The organism is Leisingera aquaemixtae (assembly GCF_006740765.1).
Taxonomy (GTDB): Bacteria; Pseudomonadota; Alphaproteobacteria; order Rhodobacterales; family Rhodobacteraceae; genus Leisingera; species Leisingera aquaemixtae.
This window is the reverse complement of the sequence record NZ_CP041156.1, coordinates 140,789-165,100: the sequence shown is the minus strand read 5'-3', so window position 1 is coordinate 165,100 and position 24,312 is coordinate 140,789. Positions and strand designations below refer to the sequence as shown.

Here is a 24,312-nt window from a genome sequence, read left to right as displayed (position 1 = left end):
TTGGGAGGCCCCCCATGACAACCACTATGACTGGCGCCGAGGCGATGGTGCGCGCGCTTGAGGCGCATGGCGTCACCCATATCTTTGGCCTGTGCGGCGACACCACGCTGCCTTTCTACGATGCGATGAACCGGCTGGAGCATGGCATCACCCACGTGCTGACCCGTGATGAGCGCAGCGCGGCCTATATGGCCGACGGGTTTTCCCGCGTGACCGGGCGGGTGGGCGTTTGCGAGGGGCCGTCCGGCGGCGGCGCCACCTACATCCTGCCGGGGCTGATAGAGGCCAACGAAAGCTCTTACGCGGTGCTGGCAATCACCACCGATATTTCCGTCGGCTCCTACGGGAAATACCCGCTGACCGAGGTGAACCAGGAGGCTTTGATGGCGCCGCTGACTAAGTTCAACACGGTGATCAAGCGCGCCGACCATATTCCGCGCATGGTGCGCCAGGCGTTCCGGGCAATGACCACCGGCCGCTCCGGTGCCGCGCATCTGGGGCTGCCGTATGACATTCAGCACGACGAGGTTCCGGCCGGTGATATCTGGGGCGATCCCAGGCACCAAAGCTACCCCGCCTACCGCGCCGCGCCGGAACCGGGCGCGGCAGAGGCCGCCGCCGAGGCGATCCTTTCCGCCAAATCGCCGCTGATTGTCTGCGGCGGCGGCGTGGTGATTTCGGGCGCGATGGCGGAACTGGGCCGGCTCGCGTCCCGTCTCGACATCGCGGTGGGCACCTCGATTTCCGGCAAGGGGTCGCTGGCCGACACCCACCCGCAATCGCTGGGCGTTGTCGGCTCCAACGGCGGCACCGATGAAACCTGGGAGATGATGGAGGCTGCCGATCTGGTGGTGTTTCTGGGCTGCCGGGCGGGCTCCACCACCACATCGCGCTGGGAGGCGCCGAAGCCTGGCTGCCGCATTGTGCATATCGACAACGACCCGATGGTGATCGGCGCCAACTACCGCACCGAGGTGGGCGTGGCGGCCGACCTGAGGCTGGCGCTGGCGGCGATAAATGCCTACCTGGACGGGCGCCCGGGCGATCTGCCGGCGTTTGGTGCGGCTGCCAGAATCGCAGATATCAAACAGCGCAAGTTCGCCAGGTTCGAGGCGCTGGCGGCCAGCCAGACCGAACAGGTCCTGCCGGAGCAGATCATCCGCGCGCTGAACCACAACCTGCCTGATAATGCCATCGTAGTCTCGGACCCCGGCACCAGCTGCCCGTATTACAACGCCTACTCGCAGCAAAAGCACCCGGGCCGGCACTATATCACCAACCGCGCCCATGGGGCGCTGGGGTATGCGCTGTCCGCGTCTCTGGGCGCCTGGTTCGGGCGGCCTGACAGCAAGGTCGTGGGGCTGATGGGCGACGGGTCCTTCAACTTCACCTGCGGCGAGCTGGAAACCGTGGTGCGCTGCAACGCGCCGATCACCTATGTTGTGTTTTCCAACGCCAGCTTCGGCTGGATCAAGGCCAGCCAGCGCGATGATTGCGGCAAGCGCTACTATAATGTGGACTTCAACCGCACCAGCCACGCGGCGGTGGCCGAGGCATTCGGGGTCAAGGCCTGGCGGGTGGAGACGCCGGAGGATCTGGAGCAAGCCGTGCAGGAGGCCTTTGCCCATGACGGCCCAACCCTGATCGACGTGGCCTGCCAGGCGCTGGAAGAGGCCGCCGCGCCAGTGCGCCGCTGGATGGGATGATCCTCTGCAAGACCCTGCCTGCCGCCCGGCGGCACCGCCGGGCAGCGCCCGTCCGCCCCCATGGGCGGGCTCTTCGCTTCCGCCCGCGGACGGACGCTGCCCTCTTATCCGGGTTTCACTCCCCCGTTCCGCTGCTCCCGATTTGCTTTTCCCTGCTGGCTGGTTATCAATCCTGAAACCCGATATCAGGAAAGGCGCCCGCACATGGAAAACCCCACCGCCCCCAAACCCGGAGCCATGCTGCACCTGCGCGGCAATACGCTGTCCGAGGGCGATCCGGTGGCGCTGCCGCTGACGCAAAGCTCGATGTACCACCTGCCGGGCGACTGGAACGGCGGCCCCAGCTATGGCCGCGCGGACAACGCCACCTGGGAGCATCTGGAGCACGTGCTGGGGTATCTGGAGGATGCGCCGGCGCTGGCCTTCCCCTCCGGCATGGCGGCGATCTCGGCATCGCTGTTTGCAACGGTCAAGGCCGGCTCCCGGATCCTGATCCCGTCGGACGGCTATTACGTGACCCGGCGTCTCAGCGAACGCTTCCTGCAGCCTTTGGGGGTTGCGGTGGAGCAGCGCCCGACGGCCAGCTTCGCCGAAGGGGGATTTGAGGGGTTTGACGTTGTTTTTGCGGAAACCCCGTCCAACCCCGGGCTGGACCTCTGCGATCTGCGCGCGGTTTCGGAGGCGGTTCATGCGGCGGGCGGGCTGCTGATCGTGGACAACACCACTATGACCCCGCTGGGCCAGCGCCCGCTGGAGCTGGGCGCGGATGTGGTGGTGGCCTCCGACACCAAGGCGCCGGGCGGCCATTCGGATGTGCTGATGGGCCATCTGGCGACGCGCAACCAGGACGTGCTGCAGGCGGCGCGGGAGTGGCGGCTGTTCGGCGGCGGCATCCCCGGCCCGCAGGAGGCTTGGCTGGCGCACCGCGGGCTGGAGACGCTGGACGTGCGGTTCGACCGGATGTGCAGCACCGCCGAGCTGCTGGCCGAACGGCTGGCCGCGCATCCGCGGGTGCAAAAGATCCGCTTTCCGGGGCTGAAATCCGATCCATCGCACGCGCTGGCGAAACAGCAGATGGCGCGGTTCGGCTTCCTGATGTCGATCACGCTGGGCAGCGCGGACCAGGCCGATGCCTTCATCAACAGCTGCCCGCTGATCCGCTCCGCTACGTCGTTCGGCGGCGTCCACACCTCGGCGGAGCGCCGCGCCCGCTGGGGCGATGCCGTGGCGCCGGGGTTTGTGCGGATTTCCGTCGGCACCGAACCGGCGGAGGAGTTGTGGAGCGCCATGGCAGCTTCGCTGGAGGCGTTGCAGGGCTAGGGCCGCAAGAGTTTCCCGCCGCTGTCCCTGCTGGGGGACAGGCGCGGAAAACAGTCTTAGGTCAGCGCCTGATACAGCGACATCAGCCAGCTGGCGGCCGCCTTCACCTCCTCCCGCTGGCCCGCGCGGTCGTTGATCACCAAGTAGTGCGAGCGGCGTTTCGGCAGCTTGAAGGCGGCGGGGGCGATGACCAGCCCCTGGTCCAGATACTGCTTGGCAAAGCTTTCCAGCACCATCGTCACCCCATGGCCTGCCGCCACCGTCTGCAGCGCCAGCAGCGAGGAATCGGCCTTGAGCCAGTCAGTGGTGACCTGCAGCGTCAGCCCGTGCAGATCCGCCAGGCGGCCCCAGTCGGTTTCGGAGCCGATGATCTGCACCACATCGGCGCGGGCCAGATCCTCAATGGACGGCGCGCCGCCAAGGGCGGCGGCATAGGCCGGGCTGCACACCGGAATGGCGCTTTCGTGGCCCAGATGCAGGATCTGCGCCTCCTGCCAGTCGCCGGAGCCATAGCGGATGTCGATGTCCAGCGCCTCCTCGTCAAAGCGGCTGGCCCAGACCGTGGTGGAGAGCTGCACGAAGATGTCCGGGTGTTCGGCCCGAAACCGGGCCAGCTGCGGCGCGATCACCAGGGCGGCGCAAGAGATCGTCGCGCGCAGCCGCACCACGCGCTTGCGCTTGCTGCTGAACAGGCCGGTGGTGGCGCGCTGCATATCGTCAAAGGATTTGCGGATCGGCTGGGCATAGGCCTGGCCGGTGTCGGTCAGCGCGACGCCGCGGGGCAGGCGTTTGAACAGCCGGGTGTTCAGGTGCTGTTCCAAGAGCCGGATCTGCTGGCTGACGGCGGCGGGGGTCAGCCCCAGCTCTGCCGCCGCGGCGGAAAAACTGCTGAGCCGCGCGGCGGCCTCAAAGGCTTTGAGCCAGGTGACATGGGGCAGGGTGATCATGCATACCTTTAAGCAGAATTACCCCTTAGGGGCAAAACACATTGTTTGATTTGCGCCTGAGGCGCTGTGCAAGGTCTTTGCACGACACAGAATGCGGGCTGGCCATGGCGCGAACATTTGACTTCATCATCGTCGGGGCCGGCTCGGCAGGCTGTGTGCTGGCGGACAGGCTGACGGCCGGCGGCCGCCACAAGGTGCTGCTGATCGAGGCGGGCGGCACCGACCGGCGGGTCTGGATCAGGATCCCGGTGGGGTACGGATTTACCTTCTCGGATCCCAAGGTGAACTGGCGCTATTCGGCTGCGGCGGATCCAGGGCTGAACGGGCGCGCGGCGTATTGGCCGCGGGGCAAGGTGCTGGGCGGCTCCAGCTCCATCAACGCGATGGCCTATGTGCGCGGGCTGCCGCATGATTTCGACGATTGGGAGGCTGCGGGCGCCGCGGGCTGGGGCTGGGAGGCTGTGCGCGCCAGCTATGACGCGCTGGAGAGCACCGACGAGTGGCACGCGGGCCGCCGCCGGCTGCGCGGGACGGGGCCGGTGCGGGTCACCGACCTCAGCGAGCGGATGCATCCCTTTGCCCGCAACTTCCTCGCCGCCGGGCAGGACATGGGCTGGCCGGTTCTTCAGGACATGAACGCCGCGGCGGATGCCGGGGCCAACACCCTGTCCGGCGAGGGCCTGGGGTATGTCCGCAGCACGGTGAAGGCCGGGCGGCGCTGGTCCTCGGCGGATGCGTTCCTGCGGCCCGCGATGAAGCGCGGCAACCTGACGGTGGTCAGCGGCGCGCTGGTGGAAAAGGTGCTGACCGCGGGCGGGCGCGCCACTGGCGTGGCCTACCGGGTGAAGGGCCAGACGCAGCTGGCCGCGGCAGCGCGGGAGGTGATCCTGAGCGCGGGCGCGGTGAACTCTCCGCAGCTGCTGCAGCTGTCGGGGATCGGACCGGCGGCGCTGCTGCAGCGGCATGGGATCGCGGTGAAGCATGACCTGCCGCAGGTGGGGCAGGGGCTGCAGGACCATCTGGCGGTGTCGCATTACTTCTGGGCCAATACCGCGACGCTGAACAGCAGGCTCGGCAGTTTCGCCGGGCAGGTGAAGGCCGGGCTGCAATACGTGCTGACCCGCAAGGGCCCGCTGAGCGTGCCGGTCAACCAGTGCAGCGGCTTTGTCCGCACCGCGGGCGCGGCGCTGCCGGATGTTCAGGTCTACTGCAACCCGGCGTCTTATTCGACGCAGGCAAACGGCAAGCCGCAGATCGACCGGGACAACGGCTTCCTTCTGTGCGTGCAGCCAAGCCGCCCGGTCAGCCGCGGGCAGATCACTATCCGCTCCGCTGACCCTGCGCAGGCGCCGCTGATCGAGCCGAATTCGCTGTCGGCGGAGGAGGACAAGGTCACAGCGGTGCGTGCCAGCCGCCTTCTGCAGGCGCTGGCCGCCACCCCCGCCATCGAACGGGTGACGCGGGAGCGGCGCGATCCGGATATCCTGCACATGGATGATGCGGCGCTGCTGGAAAACTTCCGCGAGCACGCAGGCAGCGTGTTTCATGCCTCCTGCACCTGCCGGATGGGGCATACTGCGGCGGATTCGGTGCTGGATGCGCGGCTCAGGGTGCATGGGATGGCGGGGCTGCGGGTGATTGACGCCTCGGCCTTTCCGAATGTGACCTCCGGCAACACCAACGCGCCCGCGATGATGCTGGCCGCGCGCGGGGCGCAGATGGTGCTGGACGACAATGAAGACAGGGCCTTGGCGGCTGAATGACAGGGATGCACAGATGAAACTCGACACCATCGAAACCTTTGTGTTCGGCAACCCGCCGCCGCGCCACGGCGGGCGCTATTTCATCTTTGTGCGCCTGACCACCGCCTGCGGCATCACCGGCGTGGGAGAGATTTATAACGCGACCTTCGGCCCGGACTTGTGCTGCGCGATGGCTGAGGAGATGTTTGCCCGCCAGTTTGAAGGCTGCGATCCGCACCATATCGAGAAGCTGTGGCGCAAATCCTATGGCGCGGGCTATACCATGCGGCCCGACGTGACGGTGATGGGGGTCTTAAGCGGTCTGGAAATGGCCTGCTGGGACATCATCGGCAAGGCCGCGGGCAAACCGGTCTATGAGCTGATGGGCGGCCAGGTGCATGAGCGGCTGCGCAGCTACACCTATTTGTACCCGGCTGAGGGCGACGTGTACCCGGACCCGGACACGCCCAACGTCTACAACGACCCCGATCTGGCGGCGGAGGCGGCCCTGATACAAGTGGAGAAAGGTTTCACCGCGGTGAAGTTCGATCCCGCAGGCCCCTATACCATCTATGACGGCCACCAGCCGCGGCTGGAGGATCTGGAGCGCAGCGAGATGTTCGTCAAACGCATCCGCGAGGCGGTCGGCACCCGCGCGGACCTCTTGTTCGGCACCCATGGGCAGTTCACCGTCTCCGGTGCCAAGCGGCTGGCGCGGCGGCTGGAACCCTATGAGCCGTTGTGGTTCGAGGAACCGGTGCCGCCGGAGAACCCCGCCGATATGGCGGAGGTGGCGCGGTTTACCTCTATTCCGGTCTCCACCGGCGAGCGGCTTTGCACCAAGCATGAGTTCGCCCGCGTGCTGGAGGCCGGGGCGGCCTCGATCCTGCAGATGGATCTGGGGCGGGTCGGCGGCCTCTTGGAAGCCAAAAAGATCGCCTCCATGGCTGAGACGCGGCAGGCTCAGATCGCGCCGCATCTTTATTGCGGGCCCGTGGTGGCGGCGGCGAACATCCAGATCGCAACCTGCAGCCCGAATTTCCTGATCCTCGAAAGCATCGGCACCTTCGAAGGCCCCTATATGTCCTGCCTCAAATCCGCGATCACCTGGGAGGACGGTTATGTGATCCCCTCCCGCGAACCGGGCCTGGGGGTGGAGCTGGACGACGCGGCCATCGCCGCCAGCCCCTATACCGGCAGCAAGCTGCATCTGGAGCTGGCGCAGGAGCCGGTGGTTCCGTAAGCGCGGCGCATGTCCCGCTGCACGCGGCGCCCGGACCGGGACAGGGAGGGCCGCCGGGCGGCCCCCGCCTGGTTCAGATCCCGGATTTCACCTTGGTCCAGGCGCGGGTGCGCTGGCGCAGAGCCTTGCCGCCCAGGCTTTTGTCCGGGAACAGGCGGGCCAGGGTGGCCGCGTCGGGGTAGATCCCCGGATCGGACAGGATCTCCGGCAGCACATGCGCGTCCGCTGCGGAGTTGGCATTGGCAAAGAAAACGGTGTTGGACACCTCGGCTATCACCTCGGGCCGCAGCATGTAGTCGATGAACGCATAGGCCGCATCCGGATTGGCGGCATCTTTCGGGATCGCCATCAGGTCGATCCACATCAGCGTGCCCTCCTTGGGGATCGCGTAGCGGATTTCGACGCCGTTTCCGGCCTCCATCGCGCGGGCCTGGGCAAGCCCTGCGTCGCCGGAATACATCACCGCCAGGCACAGGTTGCCGACCGGCAGATCGGTGGCGGGCTTCTGGTTGCTGAAATAGCTGATGTTCTGCGCCGCCGCGGCAAGCAGGTCCTGCGCCCGGGCGATCTCTGCCTTGTCCTCGGTATAGGGGTCGGCGCCAAGATAGTTCAGGGTGACCGCCAGCATCTCAACCGGCGAATCGAGCACAGCGATGCCGCAGTCCTTCAGCTTGGAGGCATAGTCCGGGTTGAACAGCAGGTCCCAGCTGGCGGCAGGCAACTCCCCCAGCCGGTCAGCGGCCTGCGCCGCGTTGTAGGCAAGGCCGATGGTGCCCCAGGTGTACGGCACGCCCAGTTCGCGCCCGCCCGGCACCTGATCGAGCGAGGCCAGGATCTCCGGTCGCAGGTTGCCGTAGTTTGCCAGCCGCGAGGGGTCAATCGGATGCAGCGCCCCCGCCTGCAGCTGCCGTTCGGCGTTGGAGGCGGCAGGGAAGACCACGTCATAACCTGAGCCGCCTGCCAGCATCTTGGTCTCCAGCACCTCGTTGCTGTCGAAGTAATCCAGCGTCACCTTGGCGCCGGTGGCGGCCTCATACCCGGAAATGGTGGTTTCGCCGAAATAGTCCGCCCAGTTGTAGATCGCCAGATCGCCGGCAGAGGCTGGCGCCGCCAGGGCGGCGGCCAGCAAGGTTGCAGTCATGATAGTGTTATTGATCATTGTTTCCTCCCTGTTGCGCGCTGCCTCAGCGCTGGCCGGAAGGTCCGGCAGCGTAGAGGCAGAGCAGGTCGTTGGCGATGGTGGCCGCCGCGATGGCGGTGATTTCGGAGATGTCATAGGCCGGGGCGACCTCCACCACGTCCATGCCCGCCACATCAATGCCCGCCAGGCCGCGGAGGATCTCCTGCGCCTGATAGGGGCTGAGGCCGCCGATAACAGGCGTGCCGGTGCCGGGGGCAGAGGCCGGTTCCAGCGCGTCGATGTCGAAGGTGACATAGGTCTTGTGAGCGCCAACAATGCCGCGGATCTTCTGCGCCACCGCTTCCGGCCCTGTCTTCTGCACCTCGATGGCGTCGATGATGTTCATCCCCATCGGATCGGGGTTGTGGGTGCGGATGCCGACCTGGACAGACCGGGCCGGATCCACCAGCCCCTCGCGGATCGCGTGCCACAGCATGGTGCCGTGGTCGATGCGGCCTTCCTCGTCCGCCCAGGTGTCGGAATGGGCGTCGAACTGGATCAGGCTCAGCGGCCCGTGCTTCTCCGCGTGCGCCTTGAGCAGCGGATAGGTGATGAAGTGGTCGCCGCCGATCGACAGCAGCGCGGTATCCGTGGCCAGCACATCCCGCGCCGCCTGGGCGATCTGCGCAGGCACCTTGTGCGGATAGCCATAGTCGAACTCGCAATCGCCGTAATCGACCACCCGCAGCGCCTCATAGGGGTCGGCCTCCCACGGCCAGGGTTTCGACCAGGCGATATGGCTGGACCCCGAGCGCACCGCCCGCGGTCCCAGCCGGGTGCCGGAGCGGCTGGACACCGACAGGTCAAACGGCACGCCCATCACCGCAACATCCGCGCCGCTGAGGTCGCGGGTATAGCGGCGGCGCATGAAGCTGAGCGCACCGGCATAGCTGGCCTCGGCAACCACCCCGCGGTCGCTCTCGCGGGTAAAGGCCAGGTCGCCCTGCACGGGGTTCACGCTGGAGGTATTGGACATCTAAGGCTCCGTCACATTGAAAATCTGAGTGAGCCCAGTTTGAATTGTGCGCTTATGCCGGTAAACTCAGCAATAGATGTATATCCTTAGGTGTAGATGAGCACAGAAACCAGATACCCGCCGCTGCCTTCTTCATGGGCGGATGCGATGGCCGCCCTGGCCGGGACGGCCGGCACCGAGCGTTTTCCCGGCGCGCTGCGGCAGATCCTTGGCCAATGCTGCAGTTTCGACTCGATGATCATCTCGCGGTATGACGGCGCGCGGCCGCCGGTGTCGCTGTATCAGGATCTGGATGAGCTGCAGGCGGCGATCACGGTGGAATTCTACGCCAGCGGCCCCTACCTGCTGGATCCGCTGTATCAGGCCTGCCGCAATGGCTGCGCGCCGGGCGCCTACCGGCTGTTGGATCTGGCGCCAGAGGCCTTTTACCGCTCGGAATACTACCGCGCCTTTTACCGCAAGATAAATATCAGCGACGAAATCGGCGTTCTCGTGCAGGACGGGCCGGAGCGCTGGTTCATCGTCTCGCTGGCCCGTTTTGCCCGCCAGCAGCGGTTCGAACCCGCGGACACGGACCGGCTGAACGCGGTGTTCAAGGTGATCACCGCCGCGGTCCGGCGGCAGTGGGGGCAGGCGGAGACCGCGGTGCAGGGGGGCCGCAGGACGGCTGGGAAGACCGGATGCAGACCTTTGGCGCCGGCGTCCTCAGCCCGCGCGAGCAGGAGGTTGTGCAGCTGATCCTGCAAGGGCACTCGACCCCTTCGGCTGCGGCCTACTTGGGCATCGCCGAGGGCACGGTCAAGGTCCACCGCCATCATGCCTACTCCAAGCTGGGGATCTCCTCGCAGGCTGAACTGTTTTCGATGGCGACCCGGCATCTGGCGGCAGGGTAGTGCCCTTGGAAGGGGTGCTGTGCCGGCGGCCGCAGACGGTGCGTTGCACGCTTCAATACGCGCATTCAAAGCCGGTCAGGACGTCTGACGTTTTGACGGGAATCTGTGCGGGTTAGCGGAACCATCAGCACACATCCGGTCAGTTTCCAATTTTCCTGTTGACCAAACCCACAGATTCGCGAAATCTGCCCGATAAGCAGGAAGGGCCAGCGCCCGCGGGGCTGCTGCGGTCTGGCGGCGGATTAACCCGGTGCAGGCACCGCCTCCGGTACCCTTGCCGCCGCAGGCAGCCCAGCCCTCCCCCCTGCGGTTCACCGGGCAGAAAAACACAAGAAGGGCGCCAAAAACGATGCCGATGTCCCCGTACCACACTGAGCGCTGCCCGCGGGCCGCCGGAAACGCCACCCGCACTGCTGGCGCAGGTCAAAGAGTAACGTAATGGCGATCCTGACCTTTCTGATCAGCCTCGCGGGCGCGACGATGCTGCTGCTTTACGCGGTGCGGATGGTGCGCACCGGGATCGAGCGCAGCTATGGCGCCTCGTTCCAGCGGCTGCTGACCGGGCGGCAGAGCCATCTGCAGGCCGGCATGATGGGGCTGACCCTCGCCATCGTGCTGCAAAGCTCGGCGGCGGTGGCGCTGCTTGCGTCGGGGTTTGCCGCCAGCGGCTACCTCGCCTTCCCCACCGGGCTGGCGATTGTGCTGGGCGGCGATCTCGGCTCGGCGCTGATCATCCAGATCCTGTCGTTCAAGCTCGACTGGCTGGTGCCCATGCTCTTGGCGGCAGGCGGCTACCTGTTCGTCAAGACCGAGGCCAAGAAGGCGCGCCAGCTGGGGCGGATCCTGATGGGGGTGGCCTTCATCCTGATATCGCTCAGGTTTCTGCGCGAGGCGATGGATCCGATCCGCGACAGCGCCTTTCTGCCCGCCATCGCAGGCTATCTGGCGCGCGACTATATCACCGCCTTCCTGGTCGGCGGCGCGCTGGCCTTCGTGATGCATTCCAGCGTTGCGGCGATCCTGATGTGCGTCACCCTGGTGCAGATCGGCGCGCTCCCCTTTGCCGCCGGGCTGTCGCTGGTCTTGGGGGCGAATTTCGGCTCCGCCTTCATTCCGGTCTGGCTCAGCCGCGGCATGGACCTGCAGGCGCGGCGCATTCCCTATGCCAACCTCGCCCTGCGCGGCACCTGGGCGGTGATCTGCCTGTTCGGCGCCAATCTGGCGCTGCGCCAGGGCTGGCTCGGCGATCCGCAGGGCGGCCAGATGCTGGTCAGCGCGCATCTCGCCTTCAACGCCGCGCTGCTGCTGCTGGCGCTGCCGCTCTGCACGCCGCTGGGCGGTGTCTTTGCGCGGCTGTTCCCGGATCCGGCGGCGCCCCCGGCGCAGCCGCCGGGGCGGCCGGTCAGCGCGCTGAAGCAGGGCCGCTACGGCGCGCCCGCGCAGGCGGTGGGCAACCTCACCCGCGAGCTGTTGCGGATGGCAGATCAGGTTGGCGCCATGTTCCGCCCGGTGCTGGAACTGTACGAGAGCGGCAGCAAGGAGCAGATCCGCGCGGTGCAGCAGATGGACGCGGAGGTGAACGCCTGCCTCGCCGGCATCCGCCAGTATGTCGCGGCGATCCCGGCGGAGGCGTTCAGCAAGGACCAGCTGAAGACCGCCCGCAGCCTGATGGAATACGCCATCCGGCTGGAGACCGCGGGCGATGTGGTGGCCCGCCGCCTGACGGTGCTGGCCGGGGAGATGCGCAAGAAGGAGCTGCGGTTTTCCCGCGACGGCTGGCTGGAGATCACCCGCATGCATGAGGCGATCCTGGCCAATCTGCAGCTGGCCTCCAACGTGCTGATTTCCGATGACCTGGAGAGCGCGCGGCTTCTGAGCCTGGAGAAGACCGAGCTGAAGCGGATGGAGCGCGACAGCCGCAAGCGCCACCTGCGGCGGCTGCAGAGCGGCGGGCGGGAGAGTTTCGACACCTCCGACATCCACCTGGAGACCCTGCGCGCCCTGCGCGAGTTCAACAGCCACATCGCCGCGGTGGCCTATCCGGTGCTCTACCGCAACGGCCAGCTGCTGGAGACGCGGCTGATCGAGGATCTGCCTGATCAGAACGATGAAGGTTTGGAGGAACCCGCCCGCTGACCGCATCGGGACAAGATGCCTTGACCCGGGACTTTGCCAAACCTTTTGCGGAAAAGTTCTGCCCGGCCCGCAGCGGCACCTTCTGACCCGGACCCTTCAGAGAAGCACGCTGCCGGACAAATCCGGAAGATCCTCCTTGTCCGGGGTTTCCAGATAGTTCCGCACGGTCGGGTCGATCCGCGGGCTGCGCACCGGGTAAACGCCGCAGGCCGCAATCGCCTCGCGCGCCGAGACCCGTTCGTCCAGCCGCTTCCAGATTGTCCGCGCCGCATAGGGGCGGGGAAACGGCCGCCAGGCCAGCCCCATGGTCATGCCGCGCAGGTACTTCAGCTGCTGGCGGTGGGCCGAGAACAGGATAGTCTGCGCCACGCTGCCCTCATGGGCGCGCTCGTGCTCGGTGATGAACAGACGGTTGCCGCGCATCGCCACCAGCCCCCGGTAGCGCGAGATCTGCCGGATGCTCTGTTCCGGATCATGAGCGACTTCCAGTGAGCGGGACAGGATCAGCCCGTCCTTTTCAATGAACCGGGCCAGCGCGCAAAAGATGCCTTCGCCCCAGGAGGGGGTGTGGAAATAGGCGTGGTAGAAGCCCAGGTAGCGTTTCAAATTGCGCTGCTGGCCGCGAAAGGGAGCCAGGAATTCCTCGCCCGGGCTGTGCGGGGCGGGACCGGCGGCTTCGGCAAGGCGGGCCTCGAAATCCGCGCTGGCGGCGAACAGCTGCGATTCCGGGATCGCAAAGTAGCGGGCGATCCGGCGCAGGTTGTGCGCGGAAGGCAGGCTGCTGCCGCTGAGGTAGCGGTTGAATTGCTGGCGGTTGAGGCCGATCTCGCGGCAGATCTGCGCGATGCTGCCATGCTCGGCGCAGAGAGAGCGCAGGTTTTCAGAAAAATTGCCGGACAAGGGTCAGTTTCCTTCGCGTTCTGACGCGGGTGCAGATCATTCCGCGTCAATCCGCGCATGTTTGCACAGTTTTGAATCCGGCGAAACCGGCGTTTCTGAAAGCAAGCCGCGCGGGGTTTGGAAATCCGCTTGGCCGGCCGGGAGGGCTGGAGCGGGCAGGCGGCAGACAGAGCGGCCGGGGAAGCCCCCTGCCGGCGGGCTTCAAAGATCTGATCCAAGGGAGGACACCATGAAGATCGAATGGACCAAGACGGCACTGGGGCGCCGCGGATTTCTGAAAGGGGCCACGGCGCTGGGGGCGGCAGCCGTCTTGCCGGCCGGCCTGGGCAGCCGCGCGCTGGCGGCGGAGGGCGGCACCCTGCGGGTGCGCTCCTACGGCGACATGCAAAGCATCGACCCGGCGTTTTCCAAGGGCGTGATCGACGAGGAGATCCACGCCGCGATCTACAACAAGCTGATCCAGTACAAGCCGGGCCGCGAATGGGACTGGCAGATGGATGCCGCCGCGATGATCGAGCAGGGCGACGAGACCCACATCAAGTTCGCGCTGCGCGACGACATCGGCTTTACGGGCGGCTTCGGCGCAATGACCGCCGAGGACGTGAAGTTCAGCTTTGAACGGATCGTGGATGAGGCCACCGACAGCCCCAACAAACCCGACATGGGTCCGCTGAGCCATGTCGAGGTGACCGGCGAGCGCGAAGGCACCATCGTGCTGAAGGAGCCCTTCGCACCGCTGTGGTCCATCGCGCTGCCCTATATCACCGGCAACATCGTGTCGAAAAAGGCCTGGGAGGCTGCGGGCGGCAAGGCAACCACCGATCCGCTGGCGGAATCCGGCCCTTACCTGCGCGCAAGCTGGTCGCCCAAGGAAAAGACCGTCCTGAAGCGCAACCCGGACTGGAAGGGCGAGGCGCCCGCCTGGGACACCATCGAGATCCTGCCGATCGACGATGAGAACACCGCCGAGATCGCCTTTGAAGCCGGGGAGCTGGACTTTACCCGCGTGTCGCTCGGCTCGGTTCAGCGTTACCGCGATGGGGTGCCGAACGGCGGCACGCTGCTGGAATACCCGTCGCTGTATTACACCTGGCTCGGCATGAACCTGGATCACCCCAAGCTGCAGAACCCGAAACTGCGCCAGGCGATTCAGCACGCCATCGACGTGCCCTCGGTCCTGGAGGCTGCCTATTTCGGCGCCGCGGAGCCCTCGACCGGCATTATTGCACCGGGCCTGGCGGGCCACCGTCCGCAATCGCTGGTGCCGCCGCAGGCGGATTTCGCCAAAGCCGCGGACCTGCTGGCGCAATCGGGTGAAGCCAACGTCACCCTGAAGCTCGACACGCTGAACAAGACCACCTTCACCACCGCGGCGCAGGTGATCCAGGCGACGCTGGCGCAGATCGGCATCACGGTAGAGGTCAACGTGCTGGAATCCGGGGCCTTCTGGGCCAGTGCCGACAATGAGGACCTGCAGCTGGTGCTGAACCGCTATTCGATGACCCCGGATCCCTACTACGCGACCTCCTGGTTCACCACCGAGCAGGTGGGCCACTGGAACTGGGAACAGTTCAGCAGCCCGGAATTCGACAAGATCCACGCCGAGGCCGCGCAGCTGACCGATCCGGCCAAGCGGGATGAGATGTACCGGCGCGCACAGGACCTGATGGAGGAGAGCGGCGCCTACCGCTTCCTGACCCATGAGGCGACGCCGGTGGTCCACTCGGCGGGTGTGGTGCCGGCGCTGCGGCCCGACGGGCTGGCGCTGCTGCGCTACTTCGGCAAGGCCTGATCCTCCCCTCAGGCCCGGTCCTCCCCCCGGGCCTGATCTGGCACGGCTGCAATATGCGGCGCAGCCGTGCCGTTTTCCTCCGCACCGCGAAACCAAGGGAGCCATGCGGCCATGTTACTCTATGCAATCCGGCGGTTCGGGCTGGCACTGCTGATCCTGATCGTGGCGGTCACTGTCATGTTCCTGATGATCCGCGCGGTGCCCGGCGATCCGGTCCAGATCATGCTGGGCCCGCGCGCCACGCCAGAGCTGCAGGCGCGGCTGACGGCGGAACTGGCGCTGGACCAGCCGGTCTGGAAACAGCTGCTGATCTTCTATGGCAACCTGATGCGGGGCGATCTGGGGATCGACGTGTTCTCGGGCCGCTCGGTGACGGCGATTGTGTTCGATCAGCTGCCGCACACGCTGGCGCTGATCTTTGCCTCGATCCTGTGGTCGGCGCTGCTGGGCATCGGCCTGGGCGCCTATGCCGCGGCGCATCCCAACACGCTGATCGACCGCATCGCCGCCGCCATCTCTGTCAGTTTCGTGGCCGCGCCCGCCTTTGTGGTCGCGCTGCTGTCCCTTCTGATCTTCGCGGTGCACCTGCAGTGGTTCCCGGCCATTGGCGCGGGCGAAGGCTTCTGGGGCCGCCTGGACCATCTGGTGCTGCCGGCCTTTGCCATCGGCCTCAGCTGGGTCGGATACATCGCCCGGCTGGTGCGCGCCTCGATGCTGGAGGTGATGGGCGAAAGCCACATCCGAACCGCCCGCGCCTTTGGCATCAGCGAGCGCCGCGTGGTGGTGGTCTATGCGCTGCGCATCGCCATCCTGCCGGTGGTCACAGTGATCGGCGTCGGCATGGGATTCCTGCTCAGCTCCGCCGTCTTTGCCGAGATCGTCTTTGCCCGCCCCGGCCTGGGCAAGCTGGTGATCGACAGCATCACCACCCGCAACTACCCGATCGTGATGGGATCGGTGCTGATCTCGACCGGCCTGTTCGTGGCGTCCACCGCGCTGGCCGATCTGATCAACGCCTGGCTCGATCCCCGCGCCCGCACGGCAACTTAAGGAGGGCGTGAGATATGGCAAAATCCCGTTCCGAACTGGGCCAGATCATCCATGGTGTCGCCCGCGACCCGCTGGGGCTGATGGGTCTGATCATTGTCGGCACCATCGTGTTCTGTGCCGTCTTTGCCGTCTGGATTGTTCCTTACGATCCGGTGGCGATGAACATCAAGGACCGCCTGCAAGAGCCGTCCGCAACTTACCTGCTGGGCACCGACCAGTTGGGCCGCGATACCTTTTCGCGCGTCATCATGGGCGGCCAGGTGGCGCTGAAAGTGGCGCTGCCCGCGGTCTTCGGCGCCATGGCCATCGGCCTGACGCTGGGCATGATCGCGGGCTACGGGCCGAAGTGGCTCGACAATTTCCTGATGCTCCTCTTTGACACCATACGCTCCTTCCCGACCGTGATGTTCGCGCTGGCGGTGGTGGCGCTGGTGGGGCCGAGCCTGCAGACGGTGGTGTTCGTGGTGATGGCAACCTCGATCCCGACATATGGCCGGGTGGCGCGGACCCAGACACTCACCCTGCGCAATTCAGAGTTCATTCTGGCCGAACGCTCCATGGGGGCCAGCATGGCGCGTATCCTGGGCGTGCACATGCTGCCCAATATTATCGGCGTGCTGGCGGTGCTGGCGGCGATGGACATTCCCACCGTGATCGCGCTGGAGGCCGGGCTGTCCTTCCTCGGCCTCGGGGTGAAACCGCCCACTCCCAGCTGGGGCGCGCTGCTGAAAGACGGCTATTCGCTGATCCGCCAGACCCCCTGGCTGGTGGTGGGCGGCGGGCTGCCGATCATCCTGGCAACGCTGGGCTTCACCTTCCTGGGCGAGTCCTTGCGCGATGTGGTTGACCCGAAACTGAGGAAACAGCGATGAGCGACACCCTGCTGGAGATCGACCGCCTCAGCGTCGATTATGAGACCGCCCGCGGCGACCTGCGCGCTTTACGCGATATCTCCTTTGACGTCCGCAAGGGCGAGATTGTCGGGATCGTCGGTGAATCGGGCTGCGGCAAGTCCACCCTGATCTCGTCCATTCTGCGGCTGACCGCGCCGAACACCCGGTTCCGCCAGGGCGAGGTGCGCTTCAAGGGCGAAGACCTGCTGCAACTGCCGGAGCGCAAGATGCGGGCCTTGCGCGGCGCCGATATTTCCATCGTGTTCCAGGACCCGATGCAGACCCACAACCCGGTGCTGTCCATCGGCCAGCAGATGCTGGACATTCAGCACCGCTCCAAGGCGTCCAGGGCCGAAAAGCGCGCCCGCGCTGCGCAGATGCTGGGTGCCGTCGGCATCCCGGACCCTGAGGCGCGTCTCGACCAGTTCCCGCATGAATTCTCGGGCGGTATGCGCCAGCGCATCGCCATCGCCATGGCGCTGATGTCGGAACCGGACCTGCTGATCGCGGATGAGCCGACCACGGCGCTGGATGCCACGCTGGAGGTGCAGATCATCGAGCGCCTGCAGGAACTGCAGCAGCAGTTCAACTGCGCCATCCTGTTCATCTCGCACCACCTAGGGGTGATTGCAGAACTCTGCGACCGGGTGGTGGTGATGTATGCGGGCGCCCTGGTCGAAAGCGGCGAGGTGCGCGAGATCTTCCACGATCCCAAGCACCCCTACACCCGCCGCCTGATCGACTGCGACCCGGGCCACATCAAGGAACGCGCCCGCGTCCTGCCCACCATCCCGGGCGAGGTGCCGGACCTGGCCAACCTGCCCGGCGGCTGCATCTTCCGCGACCGCTGCAACCAAGCGATGCCGCGCTGCGCCGCTGAGGTGCCGCCGCTGACACAACTGAAAGACGGCCACCACGCCGCCTGCTGGCTGAACCACAAGGAGGCCGCAGAATGAGCCTGCTGGACGTCAAAGACCTCAGGACCAGTTATGGCCAGGTCAATGTGCTGGCCGGTGTCAGTTTCACCGTTGAGCCGGGCGAAACTTATGCGCTGGTAGGTGAGAGCGGCTCCGGCAAGACCACGGTGATCCGCGCGATTGCCGGTCTGGCACCGGCGCAGGAGGGTTCCGTCAAATTCGAGGGGCGGGAAATCCGCGGCGCCTCGGAGCGGGAAATGCGCCCCTTGCGCAAGGACATCGCGATGATGTTCCAGGATCCGGTCGGCTCGCTGTCGCCGCGCCTCACGATCCGGAGCCTGATCACCGAACCCTACCGCATCCAGGGCATGAAGGACCGCGATCTGGACGCCGAGGCCAAGCGCCTTCTGGAGATGGTGAACCTGCCTGCGCATTTCGCAGACCGCTATCCTTACCAGTTGTCGGGCGGGCAGGCGCGGCGGGTGGGCGTCGCCCGCGCGCTGGCGCTGGAGCCCAAGCTGATCCTCGCGGACGAACCCACCGCAGGTTTGGACGTGTCGGTGCAAGGCGAACTGCTGAACCTGATGAACGACCTGCGCGAACGGCTGGGGCTGGCGATGGTGATCATCACCCACAACCTTAACGTCGTGCGCCATGTCGCGGACCGGATGGGCATCATGTATTTGGGCCGCCTGGTCGAAGAAGGCACGACAGAGGCGATCTTCAAGCACCCGCGCCACCCCTACACCCGCTGCCTGCTGTCGGCCAACCCGGAACCCGATCCCGACGCCAGGCTGGAGCGCATCGCGCTGAAAGGCGAACCGCCCAGCCTGCTGCGCCGCCCCAAGGGCTGCGAGTTCCGCGAGCGCTGCCCGTTTGCGCAGGAGGTCTGCAGTCAAACCCCGCAATGGGAGGTCGAAAACGGCCACGGCCTGCGCTGCCTCGCCCCCCTCGGCTGAAACCCCTCAACATCTGAAAGACTATGACCAGCACATTGTATTTCAACGGCGTTGTCCTGACGATGGACGCGGCCAATACCTGCGCCCAGTCGGTGCTGACCGAGGGCGAAACCATCCGCGCCGCTGGCCCGGAGGCCGACCTGCGCGCGCAGATGCCCGCGGGCACGGATGAGGTGGATTTGCAGGGCCAGACCCTGATCCCCGCCTTCATCGACCCGCACGGGCATTTCCCCGACCCCGGCTTCATCCGGCTGTTCCGGGTCAATCTGGCCTCTGCCCCCAGCGGCGATTGCCCGGACATCCCTACCGCGCTGGACCGGCTGCGGGCCAAGGCGGCGGAGACGCCTGCGGGGGAATGGGTGATGGGCGTGCTGTTCGATAACACCGCGATTGCCGAGGGCCGGATGCCGACCCGCGCAGAGCTGGACAGTGTTTCGACCGGGCATCCGGTCTGGGTGATCCATGCCTCCGGCCACAATGGAGCCGCCAACTCGCTGGCCCTGGCGCGCCGCGGCGTGAACCGGGACACGCCCGATCCCTTGGGCGGGCGGTTCGGGCGCGACCCGGAGACCGGCGCGCTGACCGGGCTGATCGAGGGTCTCTCGGCGATGGGAGAAATGGGCGATACCGATTTCCTGATCGACCGCGAACGGTTTTGGGCCGGGTTCAATAGCTGCCGCGACGAGTACTTGGCGTATGGCGTCACCTACGCCCAGAACGCCTGGGCCACGCGGCAGATGCTGGAGCATTTCGCCTCGCTGCCCGCCGACCGGGACCCGGGCTATGACCTGATGCTGCTGCCGATCGGAGAGCTGGAGCCGGAGCTGAGCCACGGCCCCGAGGCGCTCGACTGGCCCGGCAACCCGCATTTCACCCTTGGCCCGCGCAAACTGTTCACAGACGGCGCGTTCCAGTTGCAGACCGCCTACCTCAGCGCGCCGTACCACAAACCTGTGGACCCGGCGCATCCCTGCGGCATGCCCTATGCGGAGGCCGCAGAACACCGCCGCGAAGTGAAGAAGCTGCATGATCTTGGTTTTCAGATCCACTGCCATTGCAACGGCGACGCCGGGGCGCAGATGTTCATCGACGCGGTGGCCGCCGCGCTGAAGGCAAATCCGCGCGCCGATCACCGCCACACCATCATCCACGGCCAGGCCTTGCGCGACGGCCAGCTGCAGCAGATGGCCAAGCTGGGCATCACCGTCAGCTTCTTCCCGGCGCATGTGCATTTCTGGGGCGACCGCCATTACGACACCTTTCTGGGACCGGAGCGGGCAGAGCGGATTTCCCCCTGCGCCTCGGCTGAACGCTATGGCGTTCGCTACACCATCCACAACGACGCCTCGGTCACACCGACGCGGCCTATTCACCTGGCCCATTGCGCGGTGAACAGGCTGACGGCCAGCGGGAGGCGGCTGGGCGAGGCGCAGCGGATCAGCGTCCTGTCGGCCCTGCGGGCGCAGACCATCGACGCCGCCTGGCAGGTGTTTCAGGAAGGCACCCGCGGCTCCATCGAACCGGGCAAGCTGGCGGATCTGGCAGTGCTGAACCGCAATCCCCTGGAGGACCTGGACCGTATCGAGACCACCAAAGTCACCCGCACCATCCGCCGCGGGCGGACTGTCTGGATGCAGGTTCAGCCATGAGGCAAAGCAAACCGCGGATCGCCATTGCGGGCTTTCAGCACGAAACCAACTGCTTCGGCACCACCAAGGCCGGGCTGGCAGAGTTTGAGATGGCGGATTCCTGGCCCGCCATGCTGCACGGGGAGGCGGTGATCGCCGCAACCCGCTGCATGAACCTGCCCATCGCGGGCTTTGCCAAGGCGGCGGAGGACGCCGGGATGGCGCTGGCTCCGGTCCTGTGGTGCGCGGCGGAACCCTCGGCGCATGTGACGGATCACGCCTTTGACACCATCTGCGGCATGATCCTGGACGGGCTGCGTGCTGCCGGGCCGCTCGATGGCATCTTCCTCGACCTGCACGGCGCGATGGTGACCGAAAGCCACCCCGACGGCGAGGGGGAGATCCTGCGGCGGCTGCGCGCCTGGGCCGGGCCGGAGCTGCCCATCGCGGTCAGCCTGGACCTGCACGCCAATATCTCCGCGGCTTTGGTGGAGCTTGCGGACTATATCGCGATCTACCGCACCTATCCGCATCTCGACATGGCCGAAACCGGCGGGCGCTGCGTGCCGGTGCTGCAGCACCTGCTGGCAGGCGGCAGGCTGCACAAGGCATTCCGGCAGATGGACTGCCTGATCCCGCTGCACGCGCAATACACCGGTGCCACCCCGGGGCGGGAGCTGTATGCCGCGCTGCCGCCACTGGCGCAGGCCGGCGTGCTGGCGGATATCGCGCTGGGGTTCACCGCGGCGGATTTCCCGGACACCCGGCCCTCCTGCGTCGCCTATGCGGAGACCCCGGGGGCCGCAGCGCAGGCGGCCGATCACATCGCCAAGCTGTTTGCCAGGCTGGAACCCCATGCGCACCACCCGATGCTGACACCGGAGCAAGCGGCAGAGATCGCCTGCCAGCCGCGCACGGGCAAGCCGGTGGTGCTGGCGGATGTTCAGGACAATCCGGGCGCGGGCGGCACGTCCGACACCACCGGGCTGCTGGCGGCACTGGCACAGGCTGGCGCACAGGGCGTGCTGATGGGGCTGTTCCATGATCCGGCGGCGGCCGCGGCGACGCATGAAGCGGGGCAGGGCGGCCTCTTTCGCGCGGCGCTTGGCGGACGCTCGGGCGCGGCGGGCGACCAGCCGTTTGAGGCCGAGTTTCAGGTTCTCGCGCTTGGCGATGGCCGCTGCCGCTATAGCGGGGAGATGTACGGCGGCGGAGTCGCGGCGCTTGGCCCGACGGCGGCGCTGCGGCTGACGGGAACCGGGGCGGACATCACGCTGGTGGTGACCAGCCTCCGCAACCAATGCCTGGACTTGGCGCATTTCACCCACATCGGACTGGACCCGGCGGCCTACAGCACGATCTGCGTGAAAAGCACCGCCCATTTCCGCGCCGACTTCGAACCGATTGCCAGCGCCGTCTATCCGGTGGCTGCCCCCGGCGTGTTTCCCTGTGATCTGGGAAGCTTTCCCTACAAAAACCTGCACCCGGACGTCAGAACCACCCCTGCAAGGAGCTGACGCCTGTTGCAGGGGTGGTCTTTGCAGGCAGCCAGGGGGAAGGCCGCCAGCGGGGAGGGATCAATCCTCGCCTTCGCCGTTATGATAAGGCACCACCAGCGTCGGGATTTGCGAGCGGCGCAGCACGCGCTTGGCCACCGTACCCAGAAACGTGTGGGAAAACCCGTGGTCATGGGCCCCCAGCACGATCAGGTCGCAGCCCAGCTCGGCCGAGCGGCGCAGGATCACCTCCGCCGGGTGGCCGTCGGTCACCTCAACGGAGGTGACCTGATCGCGGATCTTGGCTTCGTCGCCTTCAAAGGAGGCCCAAAACCGCGCCTGCCGCTCTGCCAGGATCTGCTTGACCATCTCGCGCCGCCGTTTGGCCGCAGATTTGCGGGTCTCTTCATTCAGCACGAACATTTCGAACGTGATGCGCGCGTCCTCGGAAATCGGCTCATTCACATGCAGCACATGGATCTCCGCCCCGGTCGCATGGGCCAGGCTGGCGGCATGGCGCAGCGCCAGGGTAGAGTTGTGCGACAGATCGGTGGCAAACAGGATGCTGGTGATCATCGGTTTCATGCCGGTCCCCTTTCAGGTCAATAGCCAAACAGCCGCGGCAGCCACAGCGAGATTTCCGGGAAGAAGGCGATGATGAAAATCGCAATCGTGTTCACCGCGGCAAAGGGCAGGGCCCGCAGCGAGATCGTCTCAATCGAGATGTTCGAGATGCCCGAGGCGATGAACAAGTTCTCCCCCAAGGGCGGCGTCTGGAAGCCGATGCCAAGGGTGCAGACCATCACCACCCCGAAATGGATCGGGTCGATGCCGACGGAATAGGCCACCGGCAGCATCACCGGCACCAGGATCAGGATCGTCGCCAGCGTCTCCATAAACATGCCGACAAACAGCAGGAAGAAGATGATCAGCGCCCAGATGACATAGAGGTTCTGGGTGAAGCTCAGCATCGATTCCGCGATCATCGCCGGGATCTGGTTTTCCACCAGCAGACGGCCGAACACGGTGGCGGTGAACAGGATCAGCAGCACCCGGCCGGTCAGCCAGGTGGTCGCCTCCAGCGACTGGAACAGCGACGACCAGGTCAGCTCGCGGTAGATGAAGACGCCGATGACGAGGGTGTAGAAGATCGCCACGATGGCCGCCTCGGTCGGGGTGAAGAAGCCGGTGTAGATGCCGCCCAGAATCACCAAAGGCGCCATCAGCGACCAGAACCCGCGGTACATCTCGCACATCACGTTGCGCACCGACCAGCCCTCAGCCGAGCCCTTGTAGCCGCGTTTCTTGGACATCACGAAGTTCATGATCAACAGGCTGGTGGCGATCAGGAAGGCGGGCATGAACCCGGCGATGAACAGCTTCGAGATAGAGACCGACTGGAAGGTGCCGAATTTCTCGACCGCTTCCGGCGGCGGCGCCATGCCAAGTGCCGCGATGCCGAAGATCACCATCGGGATCGACGGCGGAATGATGATGCCCAGACCGCCGGAGGAGGCGGTGACGGCAGAAGCATAGCCCTTTTCATAGCCGCGTTTAATCATCGCCGGGATCATCAGCATGCCCACAGCCGCGGTGGTGGCCGGGCCGGAGCCGGAGATCGCGCCGAAGAACAGGCAGGCCATCACCGTGGCGGCGGAAATACCGCCGGTGAACGGCCCGGCCAGGCTTTCGGCCACGTTGATCAGGCGTTTCGAAATCCCCGCAGCCTCCATCAGCGCGCCGGCCAGGATAAAGGCGGGCAGCGCCATCAGCGGGAAAGACCCAACCGAGGTGAAAGCGATCTGTACGAATTTGATCGGGTTTTCGTCCAGATAGAGGAACGAGATCAGCGACGACACCCCCAGCGCGACGGTGATCGGCGCCCCCAGAAGCAGCAGCAGCAGAAAGGATCCGAACAGGATCGTGACGATTTCGGTTTCCATAAGTCCTGTCCTTCCCGGTTACGTGCGGCGGTCCGCGTCAGCGGCTGCCTTGATCTCGTCAAGGTCGATCTGGTCGGGATCGTGGATATCTTCGCCGCGGATCAGCTTGCGGTAATTCACCTGCAGAATGCGGATCGTCATCAGGGCAAAGGCGATGGGCAGCACCATGTAGATGTACTTCATCTCGATGCCCAAGGTCTGCGACTTCCAGAACTTGTTCATCTTGTTGAAGACGAAATCGGTGGCCAGCCACAGGAAATAGCAGTTGAAGAACAGCCAGAAGAGGTCGGCAAAGGCCTCGATATACTTGATCGCGCCCGCAGGCAGGAATTTGAACTGGAAGGTGACGCGGTTGTGCGCGCCCTTCAGCGCCGCATAAGAGGCGCCGAAGTAGACGAACCAGACGAACATGTAGACCGACAGTTCCTCGATCCAGGAAAACGAATGGCCGAACACCTCGCGCGAGACAATCTGCACAAACAGCAGAATGACAAAGCCGGACAGCAGCAGGCGGCAGATATAGCTTTCGATGTTGTCCAGGAATTTCCAGACCATGATGCACTCCTCCCCTGAGCGGAGCAGCGCCGGCAG

At 65.9% G+C, this 24,312-nt stretch carries 21 protein-coding genes; 14 read left to right on the top strand and 7 right to left on the bottom strand.

Features of this window, described 5'->3' with window-relative positions; translation table 11 throughout:
* Window positions 1–14 precede the first annotated feature (14 nt).
* Together R2C4_RS00830 and R2C4_RS00825 are read left to right on the top strand one after the other, a co-directional pair.
* The gene (locus tag R2C4_RS00830; RefSeq protein ID WP_141889167.1) at window positions 15–1,706 is read left to right on the top strand and encodes a thiamine pyrophosphate-binding protein; all 1,692 of its coding nucleotides are present in this window, start codon (window positions 15–17) and stop codon (window positions 1,704–1,706) included.
* Between the two features lie 204 nt (window positions 1,707–1,910).
* Complete coding sequence (locus tag R2C4_RS00825; protein ID WP_141889166.1) at window positions 1,911–3,026, top strand: cystathionine gamma-lyase; 1,116 nt, start codon at window positions 1,911–1,913, stop codon at window positions 3,024–3,026.
* Window positions 3,027–3,082: 56 nt separating this feature from the next.
* Here R2C4_RS00825 and R2C4_RS00820 read toward each other — a convergent pair whose 3' ends face one another.
* On the bottom strand, window positions 3,083–3,973 hold the full coding sequence (locus R2C4_RS00820) for a LysR substrate-binding domain-containing protein (protein ID WP_141889165.1): 891 nt from the start codon (window positions 3,971–3,973) through the stop codon (window positions 3,083–3,085).
* 104 nt (window positions 3,974–4,077) lie between these two features.
* On the opposite strand from R2C4_RS00820, the gene R2C4_RS00815 reads away from it, so the two are divergent.
* Both R2C4_RS00815 and R2C4_RS00810 read left to right on the top strand, forming a co-directional pair.
* The gene (locus R2C4_RS00815) at window positions 4,078–5,736 is read left to right on the top strand and encodes a GMC family oxidoreductase (protein ID WP_141889164.1); all 1,659 of its coding nucleotides are present in this window, start codon (window positions 4,078–4,080) and stop codon (window positions 5,734–5,736) included.
* A 13-nt stretch (window positions 5,737–5,749) separates the two neighbouring features.
* Entirely contained in the window at window positions 5,750–6,958 is a 1,209-nt protein-coding gene (locus R2C4_RS00810) for a mandelate racemase/muconate lactonizing enzyme family protein (protein ID WP_141889163.1), read from the top strand.
* 73 nt (window positions 6,959–7,031) lie between these two features.
* On the opposite strand, the gene R2C4_RS00805 is transcribed toward R2C4_RS00810, so the two are convergent.
* Complete coding sequence (locus tag R2C4_RS00805) at window positions 7,032–8,117, bottom strand: extracellular solute-binding protein (protein WP_141889162.1); 1,086 nt, start codon at window positions 8,115–8,117, stop codon at window positions 7,032–7,034.
* Between the two features lie 25 nt (window positions 8,118–8,142).
* Window positions 8,143–9,114, bottom strand: a complete 972-nt coding sequence (gene speB, locus R2C4_RS00800; RefSeq protein WP_141889161.1) for an agmatinase — start codon at window positions 9,112–9,114, stop codon at window positions 8,143–8,145.
* Window positions 9,115–9,210: 96 nt separating this feature from the next.
* On the opposite strand from speB, the gene R2C4_RS00795 reads away from it, so the two are divergent.
* The 3 genes from R2C4_RS00795 (at window position 9,211) to R2C4_RS00790 (ending at window position 12,143) form a co-directional block, all read left to right on the top strand.
* Window positions 9,211–9,852, top strand: a complete 642-nt coding sequence (locus R2C4_RS00795; RefSeq protein WP_244940697.1) for a LuxR family transcriptional regulator — start codon at window positions 9,211–9,213, stop codon at window positions 9,850–9,852.
* Window positions 9,795–10,007, top strand: a complete 213-nt coding sequence (locus R2C4_RS21325; protein ID WP_244940696.1) for a response regulator transcription factor — start codon at window positions 9,795–9,797, stop codon at window positions 10,005–10,007. The genes R2C4_RS00795 and R2C4_RS21325 overlap by 58 nt, the downstream gene beginning before the upstream one ends.
* A gap of 438 nt (window positions 10,008–10,445) precedes the next feature.
* On the top strand, window positions 10,446–12,143 hold the full coding sequence (locus tag R2C4_RS00790) for a Na/Pi cotransporter family protein (RefSeq protein WP_141889160.1): 1,698 nt from the start codon (window positions 10,446–10,448) through the stop codon (window positions 12,141–12,143).
* Between the two features lie 96 nt (window positions 12,144–12,239).
* Here the strand turns inward: R2C4_RS00790 and R2C4_RS00785 are convergent, their stop codons facing one another.
* On the bottom strand, window positions 12,240–13,043 hold the full coding sequence (locus R2C4_RS00785) for a helix-turn-helix transcriptional regulator (RefSeq protein WP_141889159.1): 804 nt from the start codon (window positions 13,041–13,043) through the stop codon (window positions 12,240–12,242).
* A 229-nt stretch (window positions 13,044–13,272) separates the two neighbouring features.
* On the opposite strand from R2C4_RS00785, the gene R2C4_RS00780 reads away from it, so the two are divergent.
* The 7 genes from R2C4_RS00780 to R2C4_RS00750 all read left to right on the top strand — a co-directional run bounded on the left by R2C4_RS00780 (window position 13,273) and on the right by R2C4_RS00750 (window position 21,799).
* On the top strand, window positions 13,273–14,835 hold the full coding sequence (locus R2C4_RS00780) for an ABC transporter substrate-binding protein (RefSeq protein ID WP_141889158.1): 1,563 nt from the start codon (window positions 13,273–13,275) through the stop codon (window positions 14,833–14,835).
* A 111-nt stretch (window positions 14,836–14,946) separates the two neighbouring features.
* Window positions 14,947–15,885 (top strand): ABC transporter permease, encoded by a 939-nt coding sequence (locus R2C4_RS00775; RefSeq protein WP_141889157.1) that lies wholly within the window; start codon window positions 14,947–14,949, stop codon window positions 15,883–15,885.
* Between the two features lie 14 nt (window positions 15,886–15,899).
* Window positions 15,900–16,757, top strand: coding sequence for an ABC transporter permease (locus R2C4_RS00770; RefSeq protein ID WP_141889156.1), 858 nt, complete (start codon window positions 15,900–15,902; stop codon window positions 16,755–16,757).
* Complete coding sequence (locus tag R2C4_RS00765) at window positions 16,754–17,734, top strand: ABC transporter ATP-binding protein (protein ID WP_141889155.1); 981 nt, start codon at window positions 16,754–16,756, stop codon at window positions 17,732–17,734. Before R2C4_RS00770 ends, R2C4_RS00765 begins: the two co-directional genes overlap by 4 nt.
* The gene (locus R2C4_RS00760; RefSeq protein WP_141889154.1) at window positions 17,731–18,654 is read left to right on the top strand and encodes an ABC transporter ATP-binding protein; all 924 of its coding nucleotides are present in this window, start codon (window positions 17,731–17,733) and stop codon (window positions 18,652–18,654) included. The genes R2C4_RS00765 and R2C4_RS00760 overlap by 4 nt, the downstream gene beginning before the upstream one ends.
* Before the next feature lie 23 nt (window positions 18,655–18,677).
* The gene (locus tag R2C4_RS00755) at window positions 18,678–20,303 is read left to right on the top strand and encodes an amidohydrolase (RefSeq protein ID WP_141889153.1); all 1,626 of its coding nucleotides are present in this window, start codon (window positions 18,678–18,680) and stop codon (window positions 20,301–20,303) included.
* Window positions 20,300–21,799, top strand: coding sequence for a M81 family metallopeptidase (locus tag R2C4_RS00750; RefSeq protein WP_141889152.1), 1,500 nt, complete (start codon window positions 20,300–20,302; stop codon window positions 21,797–21,799). The genes R2C4_RS00755 and R2C4_RS00750 overlap by 4 nt, the downstream gene beginning before the upstream one ends.
* Before the next feature lie 60 nt (window positions 21,800–21,859).
* Here R2C4_RS00750 and R2C4_RS00745 read toward each other — a convergent pair whose 3' ends face one another.
* Genes R2C4_RS00745 through R2C4_RS00735 form a run of 3 tightly spaced genes read right to left on the bottom strand, consistent with a single transcriptional unit; the run spans window position 21,860 to window position 24,276 of the window.
* Complete coding sequence (locus tag R2C4_RS00745) at window positions 21,860–22,363, bottom strand: universal stress protein (RefSeq protein ID WP_058286671.1); 504 nt, start codon at window positions 22,361–22,363, stop codon at window positions 21,860–21,862.
* 17 nt (window positions 22,364–22,380) lie between these two features.
* Window positions 22,381–23,721: a TRAP transporter large permease gene (locus R2C4_RS00740; RefSeq protein ID WP_058286670.1), complete on the bottom strand. Its 1,341-nt coding sequence runs from the start codon at window positions 23,719–23,721 to the stop codon at window positions 22,381–22,383.
* 18 nt (window positions 23,722–23,739) lie between these two features.
* Window positions 23,740–24,276, bottom strand: a complete 537-nt coding sequence (locus tag R2C4_RS00735; RefSeq protein WP_141889151.1) for a TRAP transporter small permease — start codon at window positions 24,274–24,276, stop codon at window positions 23,740–23,742.
* Window positions 24,277–24,312: the final 36 nt, after the last annotated feature.

Coding starts and splice junctions, on each gene's coding strand:
- R2C4_RS00770 (WP_141889156.1), top strand. CDS start 15,900: ATGGCAAAATCCCGTTCCGAACTGGGCCAGATCATCCATGGTGTCGCC.
- R2C4_RS00795 (WP_244940697.1), top strand. CDS start 9,211: ATGAGCACAGAAACCAGATACCCGCCGCTGCCTTCTTCATGGGCGGAT.
- R2C4_RS00745 (WP_058286671.1), bottom strand. CDS start 22,363: ATGAAACCGATGATCACCAGCATCCTGTTTGCCACCGATCTGTCGCAC.
- R2C4_RS00815 (WP_141889164.1), top strand. CDS start 4,078: ATGGCGCGAACATTTGACTTCATCATCGTCGGGGCCGGCTCGGCAGGC.
- R2C4_RS00775 (WP_141889157.1), top strand. CDS start 14,947: ATGTTACTCTATGCAATCCGGCGGTTCGGGCTGGCACTGCTGATCCTG.
- R2C4_RS00810 (WP_141889163.1), top strand. CDS start 5,750: ATGAAACTCGACACCATCGAAACCTTTGTGTTCGGCAACCCGCCGCCG.
- R2C4_RS00830 (WP_141889167.1), top strand. CDS start 15: ATGACAACCACTATGACTGGCGCCGAGGCGATGGTGCGCGCGCTTGAG.
- R2C4_RS00825 (WP_141889166.1), top strand. CDS start 1,911: ATGGAAAACCCCACCGCCCCCAAACCCGGAGCCATGCTGCACCTGCGC.
- R2C4_RS00750 (WP_141889152.1), top strand. CDS start 20,300: ATGAGGCAAAGCAAACCGCGGATCGCCATTGCGGGCTTTCAGCACGAA.
- R2C4_RS00735 (WP_141889151.1), bottom strand. CDS start 24,276: ATGGTCTGGAAATTCCTGGACAACATCGAAAGCTATATCTGCCGCCTG.
- R2C4_RS00755 (WP_141889153.1), top strand. CDS start 18,678: ATGACCAGCACATTGTATTTCAACGGCGTTGTCCTGACGATGGACGCG.
- R2C4_RS00740 (WP_058286670.1), bottom strand. CDS start 23,721: ATGGAAACCGAAATCGTCACGATCCTGTTCGGATCCTTTCTGCTGCTG.
- R2C4_RS00820 (WP_141889165.1), bottom strand. CDS start 3,973: ATGATCACCCTGCCCCATGTCACCTGGCTCAAAGCCTTTGAGGCCGCC.
- speB (WP_141889161.1), bottom strand. CDS start 9,114: ATGTCCAATACCTCCAGCGTGAACCCCGTGCAGGGCGACCTGGCCTTT.
- R2C4_RS00765 (WP_141889155.1), top strand. CDS start 16,754: ATGAGCGACACCCTGCTGGAGATCGACCGCCTCAGCGTCGATTATGAG.
- R2C4_RS00760 (WP_141889154.1), top strand. CDS start 17,731: ATGAGCCTGCTGGACGTCAAAGACCTCAGGACCAGTTATGGCCAGGTC.
- R2C4_RS00805 (WP_141889162.1), bottom strand. CDS start 8,117: ATGATCAATAACACTATCATGACTGCAACCTTGCTGGCCGCCGCCCTG.
- R2C4_RS00780 (WP_141889158.1), top strand. CDS start 13,273: ATGAAGATCGAATGGACCAAGACGGCACTGGGGCGCCGCGGATTTCTG.
- R2C4_RS00790 (WP_141889160.1), top strand. CDS start 10,446: ATGGCGATCCTGACCTTTCTGATCAGCCTCGCGGGCGCGACGATGCTG.
- R2C4_RS21325 (WP_244940696.1), top strand. CDS start 9,795: ATGCAGACCTTTGGCGCCGGCGTCCTCAGCCCGCGCGAGCAGGAGGTT.